The organism is Amycolatopsis coloradensis, assembly GCF_001953865.1.
GTDB lineage: Bacteria > Actinomycetota > Actinomycetes > Mycobacteriales > Pseudonocardiaceae > Amycolatopsis > Amycolatopsis coloradensis.
The window spans coordinates 165,185-183,611 of the sequence record NZ_MQUQ01000003.1 but is presented as its reverse complement, the minus strand read 5'-3'; the positions used below and the strand labels follow the sequence as shown (position 1 = coordinate 183,611).

The window sequence follows — 18,427 nt, the reverse complement described above, 5'->3', positions numbered from 1 at the left end:
CCCTTGCTGCTCACGGTCGACGTCGGCAACACCAACATCGTGCTCGGTCTCTATCAGGGACCGGTGCTCGCCGGTGACTGGCGCATGCGCACCGACGCGCGGATCACCGCCGACGAACTCGCGCTCACCATGCGCGGGCTCCTCGGCGCGCACGCGGACGCGGTGACCGGGATCAGCGCGCTGTCCACGGTTCCCGCCGTGCTGCGGGAACTGCGGGTCATGCTTTCGCGGTACTACGGCGGGTTGCCGAAGATCGTCATCGAGCCGGGGGTGCGCACGGGGGTGCCGCTTTTGGTCGACAACCCCAAGGAGGTGGGCGCGGACAGGCTGGTGAACACCCTGGCCGCGCACCATCTGCACCCCACGACCGCCTGTGTGGTGGTGGATTTCGGGACTTCGACCAATGTGGACGCCATCTCCGCCAAGGGCGAGTTCCTCGGCGGCGCGTTCGCGCCCGGTATCGAGATCTCGGTCGACGCGCTGGCCGCCCGCGCCGCGGCGCTGCGCAAGGTGGAACTGGTGCCGCCGCGGTCGGTGATCGGGAAGAACACCGTGGAATGCCTGCAATCCGGCATTCTCTACGGCTTCGCAGGCCAGGTTGACGGCCTGGTGAAGCGAATCAAGCGCGAGCTTTCGCCGTCCGGGACGGATCCGGTCGCGGTGATCGCGACCGGTGGCCTTGCGCCGCTGGTGCTGGAGGAATCGGAGACGATCACCGAACACGTCCCGGACCTGACCCTCCTGGGCCTGCGCCTCGTCTACGAGCGCCACCACACTTCCGCCCGCCGTGACTGAACATCGATCTCGCGTGCTCAGACCCGTAACTCGCGTGACTGGAGGCGTAACTCGCGTGACTGGAGGCGTAACTCGCGAGTTGCGCTTCTGATCACGCGAGTTACGTGCTCAATCACGCGAGTTTCGCCTTCCGTCACCGGCGGGAGGCGATCAGGAGGACCCGCCGGGTCATCAGGTCCTGGTTGCGGAGGGTCTGCTCGAGGCTCGCCCGCAGCTTCGACGGATCCTCGCCCGACTCCGCGGCCAGGTCCGCCACCCGCGAAAGCGACAACTCCATGGTCCGCCGCTGCCGCGTCCGCCAGTCCGGCGTCTCCTCGTAGGTGAGGACGTCGAACCCGGCCGATTCCAGCAGTGGCCGGTGGTCGGGTACCTGAGGCGGCCGGTTCTGAGGCTGCCCGTCGAAGTCCCAGGTGGTGACGAGCAACCGGCCGCCTGGCACGAGGATCCGCGCGAACTCCTCGCAGGCGCGGGGCTTGTCGGGCGCGAACAGCAGCGCGTCGACGCTCATCACCGCATCGAACGACGCGTCGTCCAGACCGGTTTCCGAGAAACTGCCGATCTGGAAATCGGTCGCCTCGACGTCCGAGAAGGGCAGTGCCTCCGCGCGACGCCGTGCCGAAGCCAGCGCCGTCTCCGCGATGTCGACCCCGGTGAGCGTCGCGTAGGTGCGCGCGGCGACCCACAGCCCTGGCCCACCACGCCCGCAGCCGATGTCGGCCAGCCGTCCACCCGGCTCCAGCCGCGCTTCGGCGGCGATGCGGTGCAGGTCGGTGCGGGTCACGAAGCTGTAGGTGTCGAGTTCGGCGGGGTACTCGTCGCCGTAGACCTCGGCCCAGATCCCGGCCGACACCGCGGACGCGGGCGCGCCGAACATCGTGGTGAACGCGGCCTTCCAGTCGGTCATCGCTTACGCGCCCGGAAGACGGTCGTGGTGAGCGGCAGGTCGAATTCCCCCGAGGCGGTTTCCGGGTTCCGGTCGAGGAATTCCCGCGCTGTACGAAGCTTGGCTTCGCGTTCCTCCGCCGGAACCACCACCATGTGCGAATGGGTGGCGAGAGTCTCCACCAGGGTTTCCGCCGTCCTGGGTTGCTTGTGACCGAAAGTCTTCTTCTCGAACGGTTCGAAGGCCTCGTGTTCCGGCAGCGATTCGTAGTCGCTCAGCCAGCGCCTGCTCGCCGAGGTCTTGATCAGCGCGTTGAATTCCGCCAGCCAGCCGACGGATTCGTCGTCGTGGTTCCACAGCGCGACAACGACTCCGCCCGGTTTCAGCACCCTGGCCATCTCCGGATAGGCGCGGTCGAGGTCGAACCAGTGGAAGGCCTGGCCCACGACCACGGCGTCCACGGATTCGTCCGGCAAGGGGATGTTCTCGGCCGTCCCGATGAGCGGGGTCGCCGCCGGGAATGTCTTGGTGAGCTCTTCGAGCATCTTCGCGTCCGGTTCGACCGCGGTGACCACGAGGCCGAGGGCGAGCAGCCCTCCGGTGAGCTTGCCGGTCCCCGCGCCGAGGTCGAGGACGTGTTCCGGGGTGTTTCTCTCGCCGCCCAGCCCCCAGGCCAGTGCCTTTTCCGGATAGTCGGGCCGATGTGCGGCATAGGCGGCGGCCTTCGCGCCGAACGAGGCGGCGCGTCGTGCGTGCAGTGCGGCTTCGACGCCGGGCGTGGATGAGTTCACGGGAGCCAGGTTAATGGAGAGAAAACCGGCTGGGCCGGAGCCGGAAAAGGTAATCCGGTTGGCGTAGGGAAGCGACGGGTTCGTACGCTGTGCGCATGACTGAAATCCCCGCATCCGAGGGCGTGAGCCCCGACGAAGACCTGCCGGAACAGATGCGGGTGCGCCGGGACAAGCGCGACCGGATAATCGCGGAGGGTATCGATCCGTATCCGGTCGAGGTGCCCCGGACGCACTCACTGGCCGAAGTACGGGCGAAGCATTCCGGCCTTGGAGTCGACACGGCCACCGGCGAGACCGTCGGCATCACCGGCCGGGTCATGTTCCTGCGCAATACCGGCAAACTGTGTTTCGCGAGCCTCCGTGAAGGCGACGGCACCGAGTTGCAGGCGATGATCAGCCTGGCCAAGGTCGGTGAAGACGCGCTCGCGGCGTGGAAGTCCGATGTCGATCTCGGTGATCACGTATTCGTCGACGGCGAGGTCATCACCTCCAAGCGCGGCGAACTTTCCGTGATGGCCGACTCTTGGCGGATCACGTCGAAGGCATTGCGCCCGTTGCCCGTGGCGCACAAAGAGCTGGCCGAGGAAACGCGGATCCGGCAGCGTTATGTCGATCTGATCGTGCGTCCCAAGGCCCGGGACGTGGTCCGTACCCGCGCCGGTGTGCTGCGTTCCCTGCGTGACTCGTTTCACGGCCGGGGATTCCTCGAGGTCGAGACCCCGATGCTCCAGACACTGCACGGGGGCGCGGCGGCACGGCCATTCGTCACGCATTCGAATGCCTTCGACCTCGACCTCTACTTGAGGATCGCGCCGGAGCTGTACCTCAAGCGTTGCGTGGTCGGCGGTATCGAGAAGGTCTTCGAGATCAACCGGAACTTCCGGAACGAGGGCAGCGACTCGTCACACTCGCCCGAGTTCGCCATGCTCGAGTACTACGAAGCGTATGCGACCTATGACTCCAACGCGGTGATGACGCGCCAGCTCATCCAGGAGGCGGCGCAGAACGTTCTCGGCACTCAGGTGGTCACTCTTGTCGACGGTTCGGAGTACGACCTGTCCGGCGAGTGGACCACACTCGGAATGTACGAGTCGTTGTCCGAGGCGTTGTCGGAAGAGATCACTCCCGAGACATCGGTGGACAAGCTGCGTTCCTATGCCGAAGGGCGTGAGCTGGAGCTCGACCCGAAGTTAGGGCACGGCAAACTCATCGAAGAACTTTGGGAACACCTCGTCGGCGATCATCTTCACGAACCTACTTTTGTCCGTGATTTTCCGGTCGAGACATCCCCGCTGACCAGGCAACATCGCAGCAAGCCGGGGGTTGCGGAGAAGTGGGATCTGTACGTGCGCGGATTCGAACTCGCCACCGGATACTCGGAGCTGGTCGATCCCGTGGTGGAACGCCAGCGTCTGGTGGAACAGGCTCGGCTGGGTGCGCAGGGCGATAGTGAGGCCATGAACCTGGATGAGGATTTCCTCCGTGCGCTGGAGTACGGAATGCCGCCGAGCGGTGGTGTCGGAATGGGGATCGACCGGTTGCTGATGGCGCTGACCGGCCTTGGTATCCGGGAGACCATCCTGTTCCCGCTCGTACGGCCTGAATAACCCGTCCGCGTGACAGATACCTCGATCGTTCTGGTAAACAAGATTTGCGTTATGTCTCGGTAGCGGGTATTAATGTCGCTAGACAAAGTCTTCTGTCCGGGGCATGCCCCGTACCAGATCATTCGTGTAAGCCCCCAGCAGGAGGAAACAGATGGCACAGAAGGTGCTCGTCTCGCTCGTTGACGACCTCGACGGCACAGAGGCGGAAGAGACCGTCGAGTTCGGTTTGGACGGTGTGAGCTACCAGATCGACCTTTCCGCGGAAAACGCGGAAGAGCTTCGTGACGCGCTGGCCCAGTATGTGGAGCACGCTCGCCGCGCGGGTGGCCGTAAGCGCACCGCCATTCGTCCGGTCGCCGGCGTGAAGGCCGCCGCCCGCCCCGCGACCGTCGACCGCGAGCAGAACCAGGCCATTCGCGCCTGGGCCCGCAAGAACGGCTTCCAGGTTTCCGACCGTGGACGTATCCCGTCCGAGGTCGTGGAGGCCTACCACAAGAAGAACTGAGGTCTTTCGACCCTCGAGCCGCCGGGAACTATTCCCGGCGGCTTTCTTGTTCTTGTACACGGTTCAAGCGGGCGTACTCGGTGGGCGCCCATCCGGTCACGGAGCGGAAATCCCGGCTGAAGTGTGCTTGGTCGCTATAGCCCAGCACCGTCGCCAGTTCCGCGTAGTCGGGCCGTTCCTCGGCTGCGATCCGTGCCGCCGCTTCGTTCAACCGGTATACCTGAATCGCCCATTTGGGGGCGGCGCCGACATGTTCGGCGAACAAGCGTTGCAGACTTCGGTGAGACAAGCCCGTTCGGCTTGACAGCTCGCCGACTCTGGTAATGGCCGGTTCGGCCGCGATTGTTTCCACCGCCTCGATGGCCGTCCTGGCCGCCGCGGTGAGCACCGGCTGTTTCGTGAGGAGTAGTTGCTCGCACCGGCGGACCATTTCGAAGTCGTTCGTCGCATTGCGTACCGATTCCGTCACCGGTACGGCGCCGGTGAAGAGATCGGTGAGCGGAACGGAACGGCCGGAGATCATCGTTACCGGACCGGTGAGGAATGCCCGGAAAGCCCCTGGCCGGAATCGCACGCCGATACCGTGGTCCGTACCCGCTACGACATAGCGAAAAGGCCGTTTCCCCGGTCCGGACGCCCCTGTGGCGTCGCTGAAGAACGTGACGTTCACCGCGAGATTGGGCAGGACCACCTGTTCGTGGGGCGGACGGTCGCCCAGATCCCAGCGCAGGATCCAGTGATGGTCGACGAACGGCCGCAGTTCCGGCGTCGGCGGCCTCCTGACGAGGCTGAACGCCGCGTTCGCCCCTCGCGCGTCGACGATCCCCGCCGGGATCCGGTGCCCGCTCACCCGCTCAACCTAATCGTGTCGCGTTTCTTCAAGACAGCGCGACCCTTCCCGTGAACTCATGCCCGTATGCCCGAATACGCTGCCCTGATTACCCCCGCCGCCGCGGAATTCGCCGGAATCCTGCGCGGGATCGGCGAGTCCGAGTTCACCGCCCGCACCCCGTGCGCCGACTACGACGTCCGTGCGTTGCTGAACCACCTTCTCTACTGGGGTCCCTGGCTCGAAGCCGCCGGACGCAAGGCGTCGCCGCCCGAGTCGGCGACGGGCGAGGCGGAGGCGGGGCTCGTCGGAGACGACTGGCTCGACGCGCTGGAGAAGCAGACAGCGCGGCTCGCCGAGGTCTTCGGCACGCCTCAGGCGTGGGAGGGGCAGACCGCCTTCGGCGGCAGTCAGATGCCCGCGTCGATGGCGGGATACATGGTCCTGGACGAGTTCGTCTTCCACGGCTGGGACCTCGCCAAGGCGACCGGCGCGGAGTTCGCCGTGCTCCCTGAAGTCGCCGATGCCGTCCACGCCATCGCACTGGAGATCGGAGAGCAGGCGCGGGCGATGAAGGTGTACGGCGAAGAAGTCGTCGTCGCGGAAGGCGCGACCACCTTTGAACGCGCCTTGGGCGCCACCGGGCGGAATCCAGGCTGGACTTCTTAACGGATTCGCGGACAGCCGCCGCATTCCGATTCCGCGGGTAACAGATAGGAGTAACAGCAGCTTTCGCGGTTTCTCGTCCACTCGCGGCGTCCGTCGGCTCCCGTGGCCAGTCGCAGCTTCGACGCCGATGTCAACGGAGGGAATCGCGACCCGAGGACCAGCGCGGCGTCCGCGACCCCCGCACCCTCTGCGTCCGGGGTCCCGCCCAGCTGTCCCGCCGACCACAGCGCGTTGTCGAGCGCGTCCGTGGCGGCCGCCCAGAGCTGTCGCCGACCGAGCCGCGTCAACGGCCCGTAGACGTCGATGAACCTGTTCGCGTGCGCGATGAAGCGGCCGCGGAGGATCGCCGCCAGCGTGCGCTCGTCCCGGACGACGACGGCTCCCGGATGCGCCGAACCCGGGTCGGTCGGCAGGCAGTGGAACCCGTCGCCGAGGATGGCGATCGAGTCGGGGTGCGGCCGGTCGCCGCCGATCCGGAAGGCCAGCGCGGGCGGCGCCAGCGACGGGACACGGCGTTCGTGGTGCAGCAGCATCGCGCCGGCGAACGCCGGAACGTGCAGGTACCAGGACAGGATCCAGGTCGCCGGGGTCCGCTCGGGAATCGCGGGCGCCGCAGGATACCGCTCAGCCAGCCAGCCGCCGAGACGGTCTCGCCATCGCACGAGACGGTCCGGTTCGTCGAGAAGGTCGTCACAGTGGACCCAGCCCGGCTCGGCCTCCGGCACGGATCCGCGGATCCCGGTTGCTTCCGGCATCCTCGACAGGGAGGCTCCGAGCCCGTCTTCGGGTGACACGAGCGCGGGGAGATACGACACACCAGCCTCCCTTCATTAGTTAGCCTAACCTTACAATCGCTCCGTGACTACTCCGGACGGGTGTCCATCCACTGGGCAGTCCTTGCCGCCTGCCGTGTTCGCGCTCAGCGGACAAGGCACCTTCGGCGGAATCCGAGTGCGTGTTCGCACGTTGGGCTTGACGTAAAGGTGCAGGGCAACCGGAAGATGAAAGAGCGCACGGCCGGAGAACGGGCCGGGCGCGAACGGGCCGCAATCAGCCGTAGTGGTACGCCAGCGCGACCGCTTGGCTACTAGAGTGGTCTCACGGTGCTGAATCCATCGCGGTGAAAGCACGATGGAAACGGGCCGCCGTCGCAGCAGTCGAGGGAGTGCACATGTTTGAGAGGTTCACCGACCGCGCGAGGCGGGTGGTCGTCCTGGCCCAAGAAGAAGCCAGGATGCTCAACCACAACTACATCGGCACCGAGCACATCCTCCTGGGTCTGATCCACGAGGGTGAAGGTGTCGCCGCCAAGGCGCTGGAATCGCTGGGCATCGCGCTGGAGGGAGTCCGCCAGCAGGTCGAGGAGATCATCGGCCAGGGGCAGCAGGCCCCGAGCGGGCACATCCCCTTCACCCCGCGGGCCAAGAAGGTGCTTGAGCTGTCGCTGCGCGAAGCGCTCCAGCTCGGCCACAACTACATCGGCACCGAGCACATCCTGCTCGGGCTGATCCGCGAAGGAGAAGGCGTCGCCGCACAGGTGCTCGTCAAGCTCGGCGCGGACCTCAACCGGGTGCGTCAGCAGGTCCTGCAGCTGCTGTCGGGCTACCAGGGTGGCAAGGAGTCGACCGAGACCGGCTCCGGACGAGGTGAAGGCACCCCGTCGTCGTCGCTGGTGCTCGACCAGTTCGGCCGCAACCTGACCGTGCAGGCCCGCGAAGGCAAGCTCGACCCGGTCATCGGCCGCGGTAAAGAGATCGAGCGGGTCATGCAGGTGCTGTCGCGGCGCACCAAGAACAACCCGGTCCTGATCGGTGAGCCCGGCGTCGGCAAGACCGCCGTCGTCGAAGGGCTCGCGCAGAACATCGTCAAGGGCGAGGTCCCGGAGACGCTGAAGGACAAGCAGCTCTACACCCTCGACCTCGGCTCCCTGGTCGCCGGTTCCCGGTACCGCGGTGACTTCGAAGAGCGCCTCAAGAAGGTGCTCAAGGAGATCAAGACCCGCGGCGACATCATCCTGTTCATCGACGAGCTGCACACGCTCGTCGGCGCGGGTGCCGCCGAGGGCGCGATCGACGCCGCGTCGATCCTGAAGCCGATGCTGGCCCGTGGTGAGCTGCAGACGATCGGCGCGACCACGCTCGAGGAGTACCGCAAGTACATCGAGAAGGACGCCGCGCTGGAGCGCCGCTTCCAGCCGATCCAGGTCGGCGAGCCGTCGCTCGAGCACACGATCGAGATCCTGAAGGGTCTTCGCGACCGGTACGAGGCGCACCACCGCGTCTCGATCACCGACGGCGCGCTGGTGCAGGCGGCCACCCTGGCGGACCGCTACATCAACGACCGGTTCCTGCCGGACAAGGCGATCGACCTGATCGACGAGGCGGGCGCGCGGATGCGCATCCGCCGGATGACCGCGCCGCCGGACCTGCGCGAATTCGACGAGAAGATCGCCGACGTGCGCAGGGACAAGGAGTCCGCGATAGACGCGCAGGACTTCGAGCGCGCCGCGCGCCTCCGTGACGAGGAGAAGACCCTCCTTGGCCAGAAGGGCGAGCGGGAGAAGCAGTGGAAGGACGGCGACCTCGACGTCGTCGCCGAGGTCGACGAGGAGCAGATCGCCGAGGTCCTCGCCAACTGGACCGGCATCCCGGTGTTCAAGCTCACCGAGGAGGAGACCACCCGTCTGCTCCGCATGGAGGACGAGCTGCACAAGCGGATCATCGGCCAGGAGGACGCCGTCAAGGCCGTCTCCCAGGCGATCCGCCGCACCCGCGCCGGCCTGAAGGACCCGAAGCGCCCCTCGGGCTCGTTCATCTTCGCCGGTCCGTCCGGTGTCGGTAAGACCGAGCTGTCCAAGGCGCTCGCGGCGTTCCTGTTCGGCGAGGACGACGCGCTCATCCAGATCGACATGGGCGAGTTCCACGACCGCTACACCGCTTCGCGGCTCTTCGGTGCCCCTCCGGGCTACGTCGGCTACGAAGAGGGCGGCCAGCTGACCGAGAAGGTGCGGCGCAAGCCGTTCTCGGTGGTGCTGTTCGACGAGATCGAGAAGGCCCATCAGGAGATCTACAACACGCTCCTGCAGGTCCTCGAAGACGGTCGTCTCACCGACGGCCAGGGTCGTACGGTCGACTTCAAGAACACCGTGCTCATCTTCACCTCGAACCTGGGTACCTCGGACATCTCCAAGTCCGTCTCGCTCGGGTTCTCGCAGGGAGGCGACACCGCCAACCGGTACGAGAAGATGAAGCAAAAGGTCAACGAGGAAATGAAGAAGCATTTCCGGCCTGAGTTCCTGAACCGGATCGACGACATCATCGTCTTCCACCAGCTGACCAAGGACCAGATCATCCAGATGGTCGATCTGATGGCCGCCCGGGTCGAGAAGCAGCTCAAGGCCAAGGACATGGAGCTCGAGCTGACGCCCAAGGCCAAGGCGCTGCTCGCCAAGCGCGGCTTCGACCCGGTGCTGGGCGCGCGGCCGCTGCGCCGCACGATCCAGCGCGAGATCGAGGACCAGCTGTCGGAGAAGATCCTGTTCGGCGAGATCCAGGCCGGCCAGATCATCCTGGTCGACGTCGAAGGCTGGAACGACGAAGAGGGCGAGAAGGACGACAAGGCGCACTTCGTCTTCCGCGGCGAAGCCCGGCCCTCGTCGGTCCCGGACGCCCCGCCGGTCAGCATCGGTGCCGGCACGAGCGAAGAGAACGGTGAAGCCGAGGCGGAGTAGGTCTCGGTTCTGAAGGGAATGCCCGTCGCGGGTTGACCGCGGCGGGCATTTCCGTTGACCTGGATTGGTGGTGGGGAGTGGGTCGGGCGCGGGGCTGGCTGGTTCCGGTCCTGAGGCCGGACCGCGTACCCCCGGAGACCGATATGACCCGCTCTCGGAAGACGTCAAGGCCGATGAGTCGCCGTGTCGTCCGTCCCATCACGCGAGTTACGCCTTTCCCGCGCGAAGGGCCTGCGTGCGTGGATGGACGACGCGTGTGATCAGGCGCGAGGTTCGTGAGTGGTGAGGCCTTGCGTCTGCGGAACATCCGGTGGTGGAAGCGCACCTTGGTGGGAACTCTGGCTTTGGCGCCCTGGCCGATATAAGGTCTGCATTATGGCCGCTTGATGCAAGTGGGAGATCGAGCTTCACGACGAAGTGGATCGCTGGTTCACGGCGTTGTGCCGGGAAGAACCGCGTACGGCCGACCGGATCGAAGAGGCGATCGACATGCTGGCTCGTGAAGGACCATGGCTCGGACGGCCACTGGTCGACAGGATCAGTGGCTCGCGCAGGCACAACTTGAAAGAGTCGCGCCCGGCGTCGGCGGGGCACACCGAGATCAGGATCTTGTTCGTCTTCGATCCGGTGCGCAGGGCCGCGGAGGAGCGATACCGGCGGCATCTGGACGCGATGGAGGAATGCTGAAATGGGTCGGTCCTGGAAAGAGGTCAAGGCCGAGAAGCTCGCCGCGGATCGTGAGGCGGGCCGCGACGTCGAAGCCGCGCGGGCTGAGGCGCGAGAAGCCGCGCAGGCGTACGTTCTCGGCTTTCGACTGTCGAAACTTCGCGAGGACGTGGGGATGAGTCAGGCCGAAGTCGCCAAGCGAATGGGCGTGAGCCAGCCGCGGATCAGCCAGCTCGAGCAGGGTGATCCGAGCCAGATGGAACTGGACACGCTTCACAGGTACATCGTCGCCTTGGGTGGCCGGATGCGGGTGGTCGCCGATTTCGACGATCACGACGTCACCATTTCGACTGCCGTGTGACCCGTTCTGGACTCCCGATCACGCGAGTCCCGCGTTCGACCACGTGAGTTCGCCTTTCCCGCGCGAAGGGTCTGCGTGCGTGGATGGACGACGCGTGTGATCAGACGGACGACGCGTGTGATCAGGTGGACGACACGCGTGATCGGGGGGATGAGACGATGCCATCGGGTCCGGGAGGGGGTCAGGTGGACGTTCTGGCGATCGATTTCGGTACCTCCAGCACGGTCGGGGTGCTCTCGATCCACGGCAGGGGGACACAGGTCGTCGAGATCGACGGGTCGGTGACGATGTCGTCCGCGATCTACGCCGACAAGGACGGCACCGTCTTCGTCGGCCGCGACGCCGAACGCCGCGCCCGCCTGGATCCGAGCCGGTTCGAAGCGAACCCGAAGCGGCGTATCGACGAGGGCGCGCTCCAGCTCGGTGACGTCACGCTCCCCATCGCGGACGCCTTCGCCGCCGTCCTCCGCCGTGTCGGGGAGGAGGCCGAGCTGCTCCTCCAGCGTCCGCCCGCGCAGGTGCGCGTCTCCCATCCCGCGGGCTGGGGCCCGGAGCGCAAGCAGATCCTCCGCGACGCCGCGCTCAAGGCCGGATTCGGCACCACACTGCTCATCCCCGAGCCGGTCGCGGCCGCCGCGCATTACGCCTCCCTTAACCACGGCCACCGCCCGCCCGGTCCGATCGCGGTGTACGACCTCGGGGCGGGCACCTTCGATTGCGCGGTCGTCGGTGTCAGCGCACAGGGGTTCGCCGTGCTCGCCGAGGACGGCTTGCCCGATCTCGGCAGTCTCGACATCGACCAGGCCCTGCTGGTGCACATCGGCCGCGAGGTGTCGCATTCCGAACCCGCGCGGTGGCAACGGATCCTGCGCCCGCAGTCGGTCAGCGACCGCCGGACGCGCCGGTCGTTGCTGCAAGACGTCCGTGACGCCAAGGAAAGCCTGTCCCGGCACCGGCAGACCGAAATCCCGATGCCGGAGCCGTTCGGGGACGTGCGGGTCAGCCGGATGGAGCTCGAGGCGCTCGTCCGGCCGAGTTTCCTGCGCAGCGCCGAACTCCTGGCCGCCACCATCCGCCGCGCCGGGCTCGCCCCGGCCCAGCTCGGCGGCGTCTACCTCGTCGGCGGGCCGAGCCGGATGCCGTTGCTGGCGAGTCTGCTGGCGAACCAGCTCAGGATCACGCCGACGACGCAGGACCAGCCGGAGACGGCGGTCGCGTTCGGGTTGCACCACGTGCCGGCGGGCGGCGAAGACTCCCAGCTGACCGTGCCCGCCTTCGCGCCTGTCGCGCCGCCGGTGCGAAGTCAGCCGCCGCCGGTCCAGCCGCCGCCGCCTCGGCGTCCGCAACCTCCGCGCTGGACGCCGCCGCAGCCCCCGCCGGGCCGGGATTGGCGCAAGCCCACGGCGTACGGCGTCGTCGGGCTCGCTCTCGCGGCCATCGTGACGACGATCGTCCTGCTCGGCGGCAAGGAAGAACCGGTCGCCGCCGCCCCGGAAACGCGACCGGCCTGCGACCAGCCGGGCCAGAAGGACGCGCAGGGGTTCACTGACTGCCTCCGCCGGATCGCCGCCGTCATCCCGCGGCGAGACGACTGCCGGGACGCGCCGGACGCGGCCGCCGCGATGGGGGCGGCGTCGGCGGTCACGTGCGTGTACAAGGACGACGAGGCGTCGAACGCGATCAACTACTACCAGGGGGTCGCGATGACCAATCTGGAGGACGACGCCCGGCGTCAGATGACCAAGGGCAAGCCCGTGGAGGGCACCTGGGCGACCGACGGCCTGCGCGGGCGTTACCTGGCGGGCGTCGGCAAGCGAAGCGGCATCGTGCTCTTCGGGACCGAAGACGCGCCAGTGAGCGCGATGCTCGTTTCGACCCGTCGCGACGGGTCGGCGCGGACGACCCAGGAAATGGTCGATTTCTTCACCGCCCAGCTGAAGCCCTGATCAGGGGGCGATCTGGACCGGCCACGACAAGCTCAACGAGACCACGGGCATCGCCGCGAAGCTCCTGCGGAAGGCGGTGAGCGAACGATGATGCGCGCCGCGATCTCCGTGGACCACCGGCAGGACCTGTACTGAGTCAGTGCAGGGTGCCCGCGGGCGTCGAAAGATCCTCGGTCACCGCAAGCGCCGTGTCGACGATGATCCCCAGTGCTTCCGCCGCCCGATGCACGGCGAGGCTCGGCGCGGTCGTCCGCGCGGCCTGTTCGGGCGTGTAGGGAACGTGCACGAAACCGCCCCGCACGCCGGGGAAATCGTTGTCCAGCAAGTGCATCAGCCCGTAGAAGACCTGATTGCACACGTACGTCCCGGCGGTATGCGAGACCGACGCCGGGAGCCCCGCGGCCTCGATTCCCGCGACGCACGCCTTCACCGGCAGGGTCGTGAAGTACGCGTTGGGCCCGCCGGGGATCACCGGGACGTCGACGGGCCGTGAACCCGCGTTGTCCGGGATGCGCGCGTCGATCAGGTTGATCGCGACCCGTTCCGGGGTGACACCGGCACGGCCGCCCGCCTGCCCGGCGCAGATCACCAGTTCCGGCCGGTACTCGTCGATCGCGTCGCGCAAGGTGACCAGCGAGCGCGAGAACACACACGGCAGTTCGACGGCGACGGCGTCGTGCCGTCGGCCGGTGAGCAGGGAAACCGCCTGCCACGACGGGTTCACCCGCTCACCGCCGAACGGTTCGAAACCGGTGAGGAGCACTGACGTCATGCCCCTCACCCTAACGTGTGACCGACGTCAGGCGGCCGGCTTGAGGTCCCCGGGGTAGAGAAACTCGGGCGCCGGTTTGGTGTCGCCGTGGAACCATGCGTCGAAGAAGCCGTGGAGGTTCTTGTGCGCGACGCGTTCGGCGAACTTCTCGAACTCCGGCAGGCTCGCGTTGCCGTCGCGGTGCAGCGCGGGCCACGTCTTCAGGATGCGGTCGAACGGGGCCGCGCCGATGTAGTTCTTCAGCGCGTGCAGCGCCATCGGGCCCTTCGAGTACACGGAAGTGAACTCGTTGCCGGGTCCCATGTCGTACAGCTTTCCGGCCCAGAACCGGTCCGTCGCCTTCTGCACGGCGGTCAGGTAGCGCGCCTTGAGGTCCTGGCCCGACTTCGCCTCGGACCACATCCACTCCGCGTAGGAGGCGAAGCATTCGTTGAGGCAGACGTCCTTCCACTTGTCGACGGCGACCGAGTCACCCCACCACTGGTGGGCGTTCTCGTGCACGATCGTTCCGACGTTGCCCGCCGCGCCCGAGTAGATCGGCCTGCTCAGCGTCTCCAGCGAGAAGCCGATCGGCTCGGCGAGGAAGATGCCGCCCGCCGCGTCCACCGGATACCGCCCGAACTTCGACGCCAGGAAGTCGATGATCTCCGGCAGCCGTGCCTCGGCCTGCTTGGTCGCGGCTGGGGTGCCGGGGGCGTAGGCGTTGACGACCGGGGTGCCGTCGGACAGCTTCGTCCGCTCGAAGTCCCATTTGTCGATCGCGACCGTCGTCATGTACGGCACCGCCGGGGTTTCTTCACCCCAGAAGTACGTGGTGTTCTTGCCGTTCTCGAACTTCCCGCGCTCGCGCCCGTTGGAGATGACGCCCCATTCCGAGGGCACGGTGATCGTGAGGTGAAAGGTCGCCTTGTCGCGCGGGGTGTCGTTGACCGGGTACCAGGTCGTCGCGGACTTCGGCTCGCCCGCGGCGAACGCACCGCCGGATTTCGCGTACTGCCAGCCGTTTTCGCCCAGCATCGGATCTTGGATCGGCTGCGGGACACCGTGGTAGGCGATTTCGGCGGTGAACCGCTCGTGGTCGCGCAGCGTACGAGCCGGGGTGATCACGAGTTCGTGGTCACCGGTGCGGGTGAAGGCCGCCGTCCGCCCGTTGACCTTGACCGAGTCGACGGTCAGCCCGTGCAGGTCGAGGTTGAACGAGCTCAGGGACTGCGTTGTCCGGCCGGTGATCGTCTGCAGGCCGGTGAGCTGCCTGGTGGCCGGTTCGTAGCCGATTTTCAGGTTGTAGTCACCGACGTCGTAGCCGCCGTTGCCGTCCTGCGGGTAGTAGCTGTCGCCGGCGCCGTCGGCGCCGGGTTTTCCGGTGTCGGCGAGGGCTGTCCCGCCGCCGAGGACACTCGCGGCCAGAACGGCGGCGATGACGGCCGCACTCCGGTACCTCATTCACGCTCCCAGTCGATCGGCTGTCGCTTCGGCCCCGAACGTAGCCCGCTGACCTCGGTTACCCGCCCGGAAAGCTCCTTCGTGCCCGGATAATCCCCACTTCCGTCGCCTGATCGGAGTCCGGAAGCCGACCGCGCGCTCTGAGATACACAGCCTGGCCGGGCTAACGGGTCGCGGGTTCTGGAAAGCTGGGGTCGTGCGTGTGACGCTGCTGGGCCCGGTCGGAGCGGAGGCCGGTGACGGCACCCCGGTCGACATCGGCGGTGTCCGCCTCCGCATGCTCTTGGCCAGGCTCGCGCTGGACCCCGGCCGAGTTGTCCCGGCGACGGTCCTCATCGACGGTCTCTGGGGCGCGGAACCGCCGGCCGACGCGGTGAACGCGCTGCAATCCCTGGTCTCGCGGTTGCGCAAGGTCCTGCGGGCCGACGGCGTCACGCTCGACTCGGGCCCTGGCGGCTACCGGCTGGACGTCGCCCGCGAGGACGTCGATGTGTGCCGTTTCGAACGGCTGGCCGCGGAGGGGCGGGCCGAGCTGGCGGCGGGCCGGGACGCCGGTGCGGCCGCGATCCTCGCCGAAGCGCTCGGCCTCTGGCAGGGCCAAGCGCTGTCCGACGTGCTCGACGCTCCCTTCGCGCGGGCACCGGCGACCCGGCTGGAGGATCTGCGCCTCCAAGCCGCCGAAGATCGCTTCGAGGCCGAGATCCGGCTCGGGGGGCAAGACCGGGTCTTGGCGGATCTCAAGGAAGCGGCCGCTGGGAATCCGCTTCGCGAACGTCTCGCCGGGCTGTGGATCCGGGCGTTGTGCGCGGCGGACCGGCAGTCCGACGCCCTCGCCGTCTACGAGGAGGTCCGGGCGGCGCTGGCCGATCAGCTGGGCGTCGACCCTTCGGCCGAACTCCAGGAGATTCACCTCGCCGCGCTGCGCGGCGAACTCGGCCCCCCGCCGGCGGCCGCAGACCATCTCCCGGTCCGGCTGACCAGCTTCGTCGGCCGTGACGACGAACTCAAACTGGTCGCCGAACTCCTCGCGGGCGCACGGCTGGTGACGCTGGTCGGGCCCGGCGGCGCCGGGAAGACGCGGCTGGCCACCGAGGTCGCGACGCGGCACCCGGCGCACGCGCGCGGGCGCGTCTGGTTCGTGCCGCTCGCCGGGGTTCGCGATCCCGGCGATCTGCCCGGCGCGGTCTTCGCGGCGCTGGAACTGTGGGACCTCGGCCTCTCGCACGGCGATCCGATGCGGCGTCCGGTGGACGCGCTGGCCAGGGCCGTGGAGACGCTCGGCGTCGGCGAAGCGCTGCTGGTGCTGGACAACTGCGAGCATCTGGTCGATTCGGCCGCCGAGCTGGCGAACACCCTGCTGCGCCGCGTGCCGACCTTGCGGATCCTCGCGACGAGCCGCGAGGCGCTGGCCATCGACGGCGAGACACTGTGCCCGCTCGGCCCGCTCTCCGTACCGGACGGCACGCCGACCGTGCCGGAGGCGGCCGAAGCGGGGGCGATCCGGCTGTTCGTCGACAGGGCCATGGCGGTGCGCCCGGACTTCGTCCTCGACGATTCCACCGTGGACGACGTCGCGCAGATCTGCCGTCGGCTGGACGGGATGCCGCTGGCACTGGAACTGGCCGCCGCGCGACTGCGGTCGATGACCGTCGCGCAGATCTCGCAGCGTCTCGATGACCGGTTCCGGCTGCTGACCTCGGGCAGCCGGACGGCGTTGCCGAGGCAGCGCACGCTGCGCGCCGTGGTCGAGTGGAGCTGGGATCTGCTTGACGACGCCGAACGCGTCCTCGCCAGGCGGCTGTCGGTCTTCGGGGCGGGTGCCGAGGTCGAAGCGGTCGAGAGCGTCTGCGCCGGTGAAGGACTGCCCGCCGAAGACGTGCTGTACGTCCTTGGTTCCCTGGTCGAGAAGTCCATTGTGGACGCCATGGCCGGTGATCAGGGCGAGCCTCGTTACCGCATGCTCGAGACCATCCGGGCTTACGCGGCGGAGCGTCTCGACGAGGCGGGAGAGCGTGCGCTGCTGACGAAGGCGTACCATCGCTACTACGCAGAACTCGCCGAGCGGCTGGAGCCGTCGCTGCGGACGAGGAATCAGCTCATCGCCATCTCGCGATACGACGCCGAGAACGGCAACCTCGTGACCGCGCTCCGGCAGGCGATCGACGCGGACGACGTGGAGATGGCGACGCGCCTGTTCGGCAACTCCTTCTGGTACTGGCTGATCAAGGGCGACAGTGACCGGTTGGAGGGGTTCGTCGCCGAGGTGCTCGCCTTCGGTGACCGGCTGGAGGAGGACTTCGCCGCCGCTTTCCAGGCGATCCGCGCGATGATGGCGATGGTGCCCGGTATCGGCGACGCGAAAGAGGGTCTCGCACTCATCGATCAGTGTGTGCGGACGAACGCGCAGGAACGCTTCGCGGGGCTGGCTCTCGGGCTGCCGATGCTCGCGTTCTTCTGCCAGGACAAGGAACTCGCGCACCGCGAGGTGGCACGGGCACTGCTGAGCCCGGATCCGTGGGCGCGTGCCGCCGCTTCGTGGGCGCAGAGTTTCATCCTCGGCGACGAAGGGGACTCCGAGGGGGCGGGACGGGCGAGGGACCGGGCCTTCGAAGGGTTTTCGGCCGTTGGCGACCGGTGGGGCACCGCGATGGCGGTGGGCATGAAGGCGTCCGACATCTCGATGTCCGGTGACCACGAAGCCGCGCTTTCGCTGTACCGGCAAGGGATCGCCCTCGCCCTCGAACTGGGTTCGCAGGACGACGTGATCCAGCAGCGCTGGCGGCTCGCGACGGAGTACGCGCGGGCCGGTGACCTCGACACGGCGATGCGCGAGATCCGGGAGGCGGAACGCTACGCGATCGACACGGGCAACGACCAGCTCGCGGTGATGGTGCTGGTGGGCAAGGCCGACCTGCTCAGCCGCGCCGGCCGGGTGGACGAGGCCCGCGAGGTCGCCGCGCGGTTCCGGGAGCTGATGGCCAAGGTGCCACTGCCGGGCATGTTCGGCGAGGAGTTCGGCGGGTTCATCGACACGGAGGTGGCGCTGGCCGCCGGAGAGCTGGACGAGGCCGAACGCGCGGCCGCCGTCGTCGTGAAGTCCACCAAAGAGCGGGGCGACATGCCCGACCTCGCCCGGATCGTCGAGGTCGTCGCCCTGATCCGGTTCCGGCAAGGGCGGCCCGGCGGCGCCGTCCGGCTGCTCGGCACGGCGAATCTCCTGCGCGGCAGGCTTGACCTCGGCGAACCGTCGATCCGGGAGCTGATCGACGACCTCCGCGAGCACTTCGGGGAGGAGCGGTACGAGGCCCTGCTCGCCCAGGACGCCGCCCTGCCGCGGTCCGAACTGCTCTCCGCGCTGAGCGCCGAAGTAGGTACATGATGGCCCCCTTCCTTGCGCCAGGCGCAAGGAAGGGGGCCATCATGTACTTCA

General features: G+C 67.7%; 14 protein-coding genes and 1 pseudogene. 9 read left to right on the top strand and 6 right to left on the bottom strand.

The window, feature by feature from the left end; genetic code table 11:
- The first annotated feature begins 3 nt into the window (after positions 1-3).
- A complete protein-coding gene (locus tag BS329_RS04415; RefSeq protein WP_076155886.1) occupies positions 4-795 on the top strand; it encodes a type III pantothenate kinase in 792 nt (263 codons plus the stop codon).
- A gap of 133 nt (positions 796-928) precedes the next feature.
- On the opposite strand, the gene BS329_RS04410 is transcribed toward BS329_RS04415, so the two are convergent.
- Entirely contained in the window at positions 929-1,699 is a 771-nt protein-coding gene (locus tag BS329_RS04410) for a class I SAM-dependent methyltransferase (protein WP_076155884.1), read from the bottom strand.
- Positions 1,696-2,469, bottom strand: a complete 774-nt coding sequence (locus BS329_RS04405; protein ID WP_076155882.1) for a class I SAM-dependent methyltransferase — start codon at positions 2,467-2,469, stop codon at positions 1,696-1,698. Before BS329_RS04405 ends, BS329_RS04410 begins: the two co-directional genes overlap by 4 nt.
- Positions 2,470-2,564: 95 nt before the next feature.
- Between BS329_RS04405 and lysS the strand changes: the two genes are divergently transcribed.
- Together lysS and BS329_RS04395 are read left to right on the top strand one after the other, a co-directional pair.
- On the top strand, positions 2,565-4,076 hold the full coding sequence (gene lysS / locus BS329_RS04400; protein ID WP_076155880.1) for a lysine--tRNA ligase: 1,512 nt from the start codon (positions 2,565-2,567) through the stop codon (positions 4,074-4,076).
- 151 nt (positions 4,077-4,227) lie between these two features.
- Positions 4,228-4,581 (top strand): histone-like nucleoid-structuring protein Lsr2, encoded by a 354-nt coding sequence (locus BS329_RS04395; RefSeq protein ID WP_005165380.1) that lies wholly within the window; start codon positions 4,228-4,230, stop codon positions 4,579-4,581.
- On the opposite strand, the pseudogene BS329_RS04390 reads toward BS329_RS04395, so the two are convergent.
- Positions 4,563-5,431 (bottom strand): annotated as a pseudogene (locus tag BS329_RS04390) (AraC family transcriptional regulator). The gene BS329_RS04395 and the pseudogene BS329_RS04390 sit on opposite strands and share 19 nt — an antisense overlap.
- Positions 5,432-5,497: 66 nt before the next feature.
- Between BS329_RS04390 and BS329_RS04385 the strand changes: the two are divergent.
- Entirely contained in the window at positions 5,498-6,079 is a 582-nt protein-coding gene (locus BS329_RS04385; protein WP_076155876.1) for a TIGR03086 family metal-binding protein, read from the top strand.
- Here the strand turns inward: BS329_RS04385 and BS329_RS04380 are convergent.
- A complete protein-coding gene (locus BS329_RS04380) occupies positions 6,076-6,834 on the bottom strand; it encodes a (2Fe-2S)-binding protein (RefSeq protein ID WP_143252901.1) in 759 nt (252 codons plus the stop codon). The genes BS329_RS04385 and BS329_RS04380 overlap by 4 nt on opposite strands.
- Before the next feature lie 416 nt (positions 6,835-7,250).
- Between BS329_RS04380 and BS329_RS04375 the strand changes: the two genes are divergently transcribed.
- From BS329_RS04375 to BS329_RS04360, 4 genes are all read left to right on the top strand, one after another.
- Complete coding sequence (locus BS329_RS04375) at positions 7,251-9,809, top strand: ATP-dependent Clp protease ATP-binding subunit (RefSeq protein ID WP_076155872.1); 2,559 nt, start codon at positions 7,251-7,253, stop codon at positions 9,807-9,809.
- A gap of 417 nt (positions 9,810-10,226) precedes the next feature.
- The gene (locus BS329_RS04370) at positions 10,227-10,496 is read left to right on the top strand and encodes a type II toxin-antitoxin system RelE/ParE family toxin (RefSeq protein WP_244197029.1); all 270 of its coding nucleotides are present in this window, start codon (positions 10,227-10,229) and stop codon (positions 10,494-10,496) included.
- 1 nt (position 10,497) lies between these two features.
- Positions 10,498-10,836, top strand: coding sequence for a helix-turn-helix domain-containing protein (locus BS329_RS04365; RefSeq protein ID WP_076155869.1), 339 nt, complete (start codon positions 10,498-10,500; stop codon positions 10,834-10,836).
- Positions 10,837-11,021: 185 nt separating this feature from the next.
- Positions 11,022-12,782, top strand: coding sequence for an Hsp70 family protein (locus BS329_RS04360; RefSeq protein ID WP_076156812.1), 1,761 nt, complete (start codon positions 11,022-11,024; stop codon positions 12,780-12,782).
- Positions 12,783-12,918: 136 nt separating this feature from the next.
- On the opposite strand, the gene pcp is transcribed toward BS329_RS04360, so the two are convergent.
- On the bottom strand, positions 12,919-13,554 hold the full coding sequence (pcp, locus tag BS329_RS04355; RefSeq protein ID WP_076155867.1) for a pyroglutamyl-peptidase I: 636 nt from the start codon (positions 13,552-13,554) through the stop codon (positions 12,919-12,921).
- A 27-nt stretch (positions 13,555-13,581) separates the two neighbouring features.
- Positions 13,582-14,997, bottom strand: a complete 1,416-nt coding sequence (locus BS329_RS04350) for a M1 family metallopeptidase (protein ID WP_076155865.1) — start codon at positions 14,995-14,997, stop codon at positions 13,582-13,584.
- Between the two features lie 196 nt (positions 14,998-15,193).
- Here BS329_RS04350 and BS329_RS04345 point away from each other — a divergent pair, with 196 nt between their 5' ends.
- Entirely contained in the window at positions 15,194-18,376 is a 3,183-nt protein-coding gene (locus BS329_RS04345) for an AfsR/SARP family transcriptional regulator (protein WP_076155863.1), read from the top strand.
- The last annotated feature ends 51 nt before the right edge of the window (positions 18,377-18,427 follow it).

What these genes read in the sequence shown, in the direction of transcription:
- BS329_RS04410 (WP_076155884.1), bottom strand. Translation starts at nt 1,699, where the DNA reads ATGACCGACTGGAAGGCCGCGTTCACCACGATGTTCGGCGCGCCCGCG.
- lysS (WP_076155880.1), top strand. Translation starts at nt 2,565, where the DNA reads ATGACTGAAATCCCCGCATCCGAGGGCGTGAGCCCCGACGAAGACCTG.
- BS329_RS04395 (WP_005165380.1), top strand. Translation starts at nt 4,228, where the DNA reads ATGGCACAGAAGGTGCTCGTCTCGCTCGTTGACGACCTCGACGGCACA.
- BS329_RS04385 (WP_076155876.1), top strand. Translation starts at nt 5,498, where the DNA reads ATGCCCGAATACGCTGCCCTGATTACCCCCGCCGCCGCGGAATTCGCC.
- BS329_RS04380 (WP_143252901.1), bottom strand. Translation starts at nt 6,834, where the DNA reads ATGCCGGAAGCAACCGGGATCCGCGGATCCGTGCCGGAGGCCGAGCCG.
- BS329_RS04375 (WP_076155872.1), top strand. Translation starts at nt 7,251, where the DNA reads ATGTTTGAGAGGTTCACCGACCGCGCGAGGCGGGTGGTCGTCCTGGCC.
- BS329_RS04365 (WP_076155869.1), top strand. Translation starts at nt 10,498, where the DNA reads ATGGGTCGGTCCTGGAAAGAGGTCAAGGCCGAGAAGCTCGCCGCGGAT.
- pcp (WP_076155867.1), bottom strand. Translation starts at nt 13,554, where the DNA reads ATGACGTCAGTGCTCCTCACCGGTTTCGAACCGTTCGGCGGTGAGCGG.
- BS329_RS04350 (WP_076155865.1), bottom strand. Translation starts at nt 14,997, where the DNA reads ATGAGGTACCGGAGTGCGGCCGTCATCGCCGCCGTTCTGGCCGCGAGT.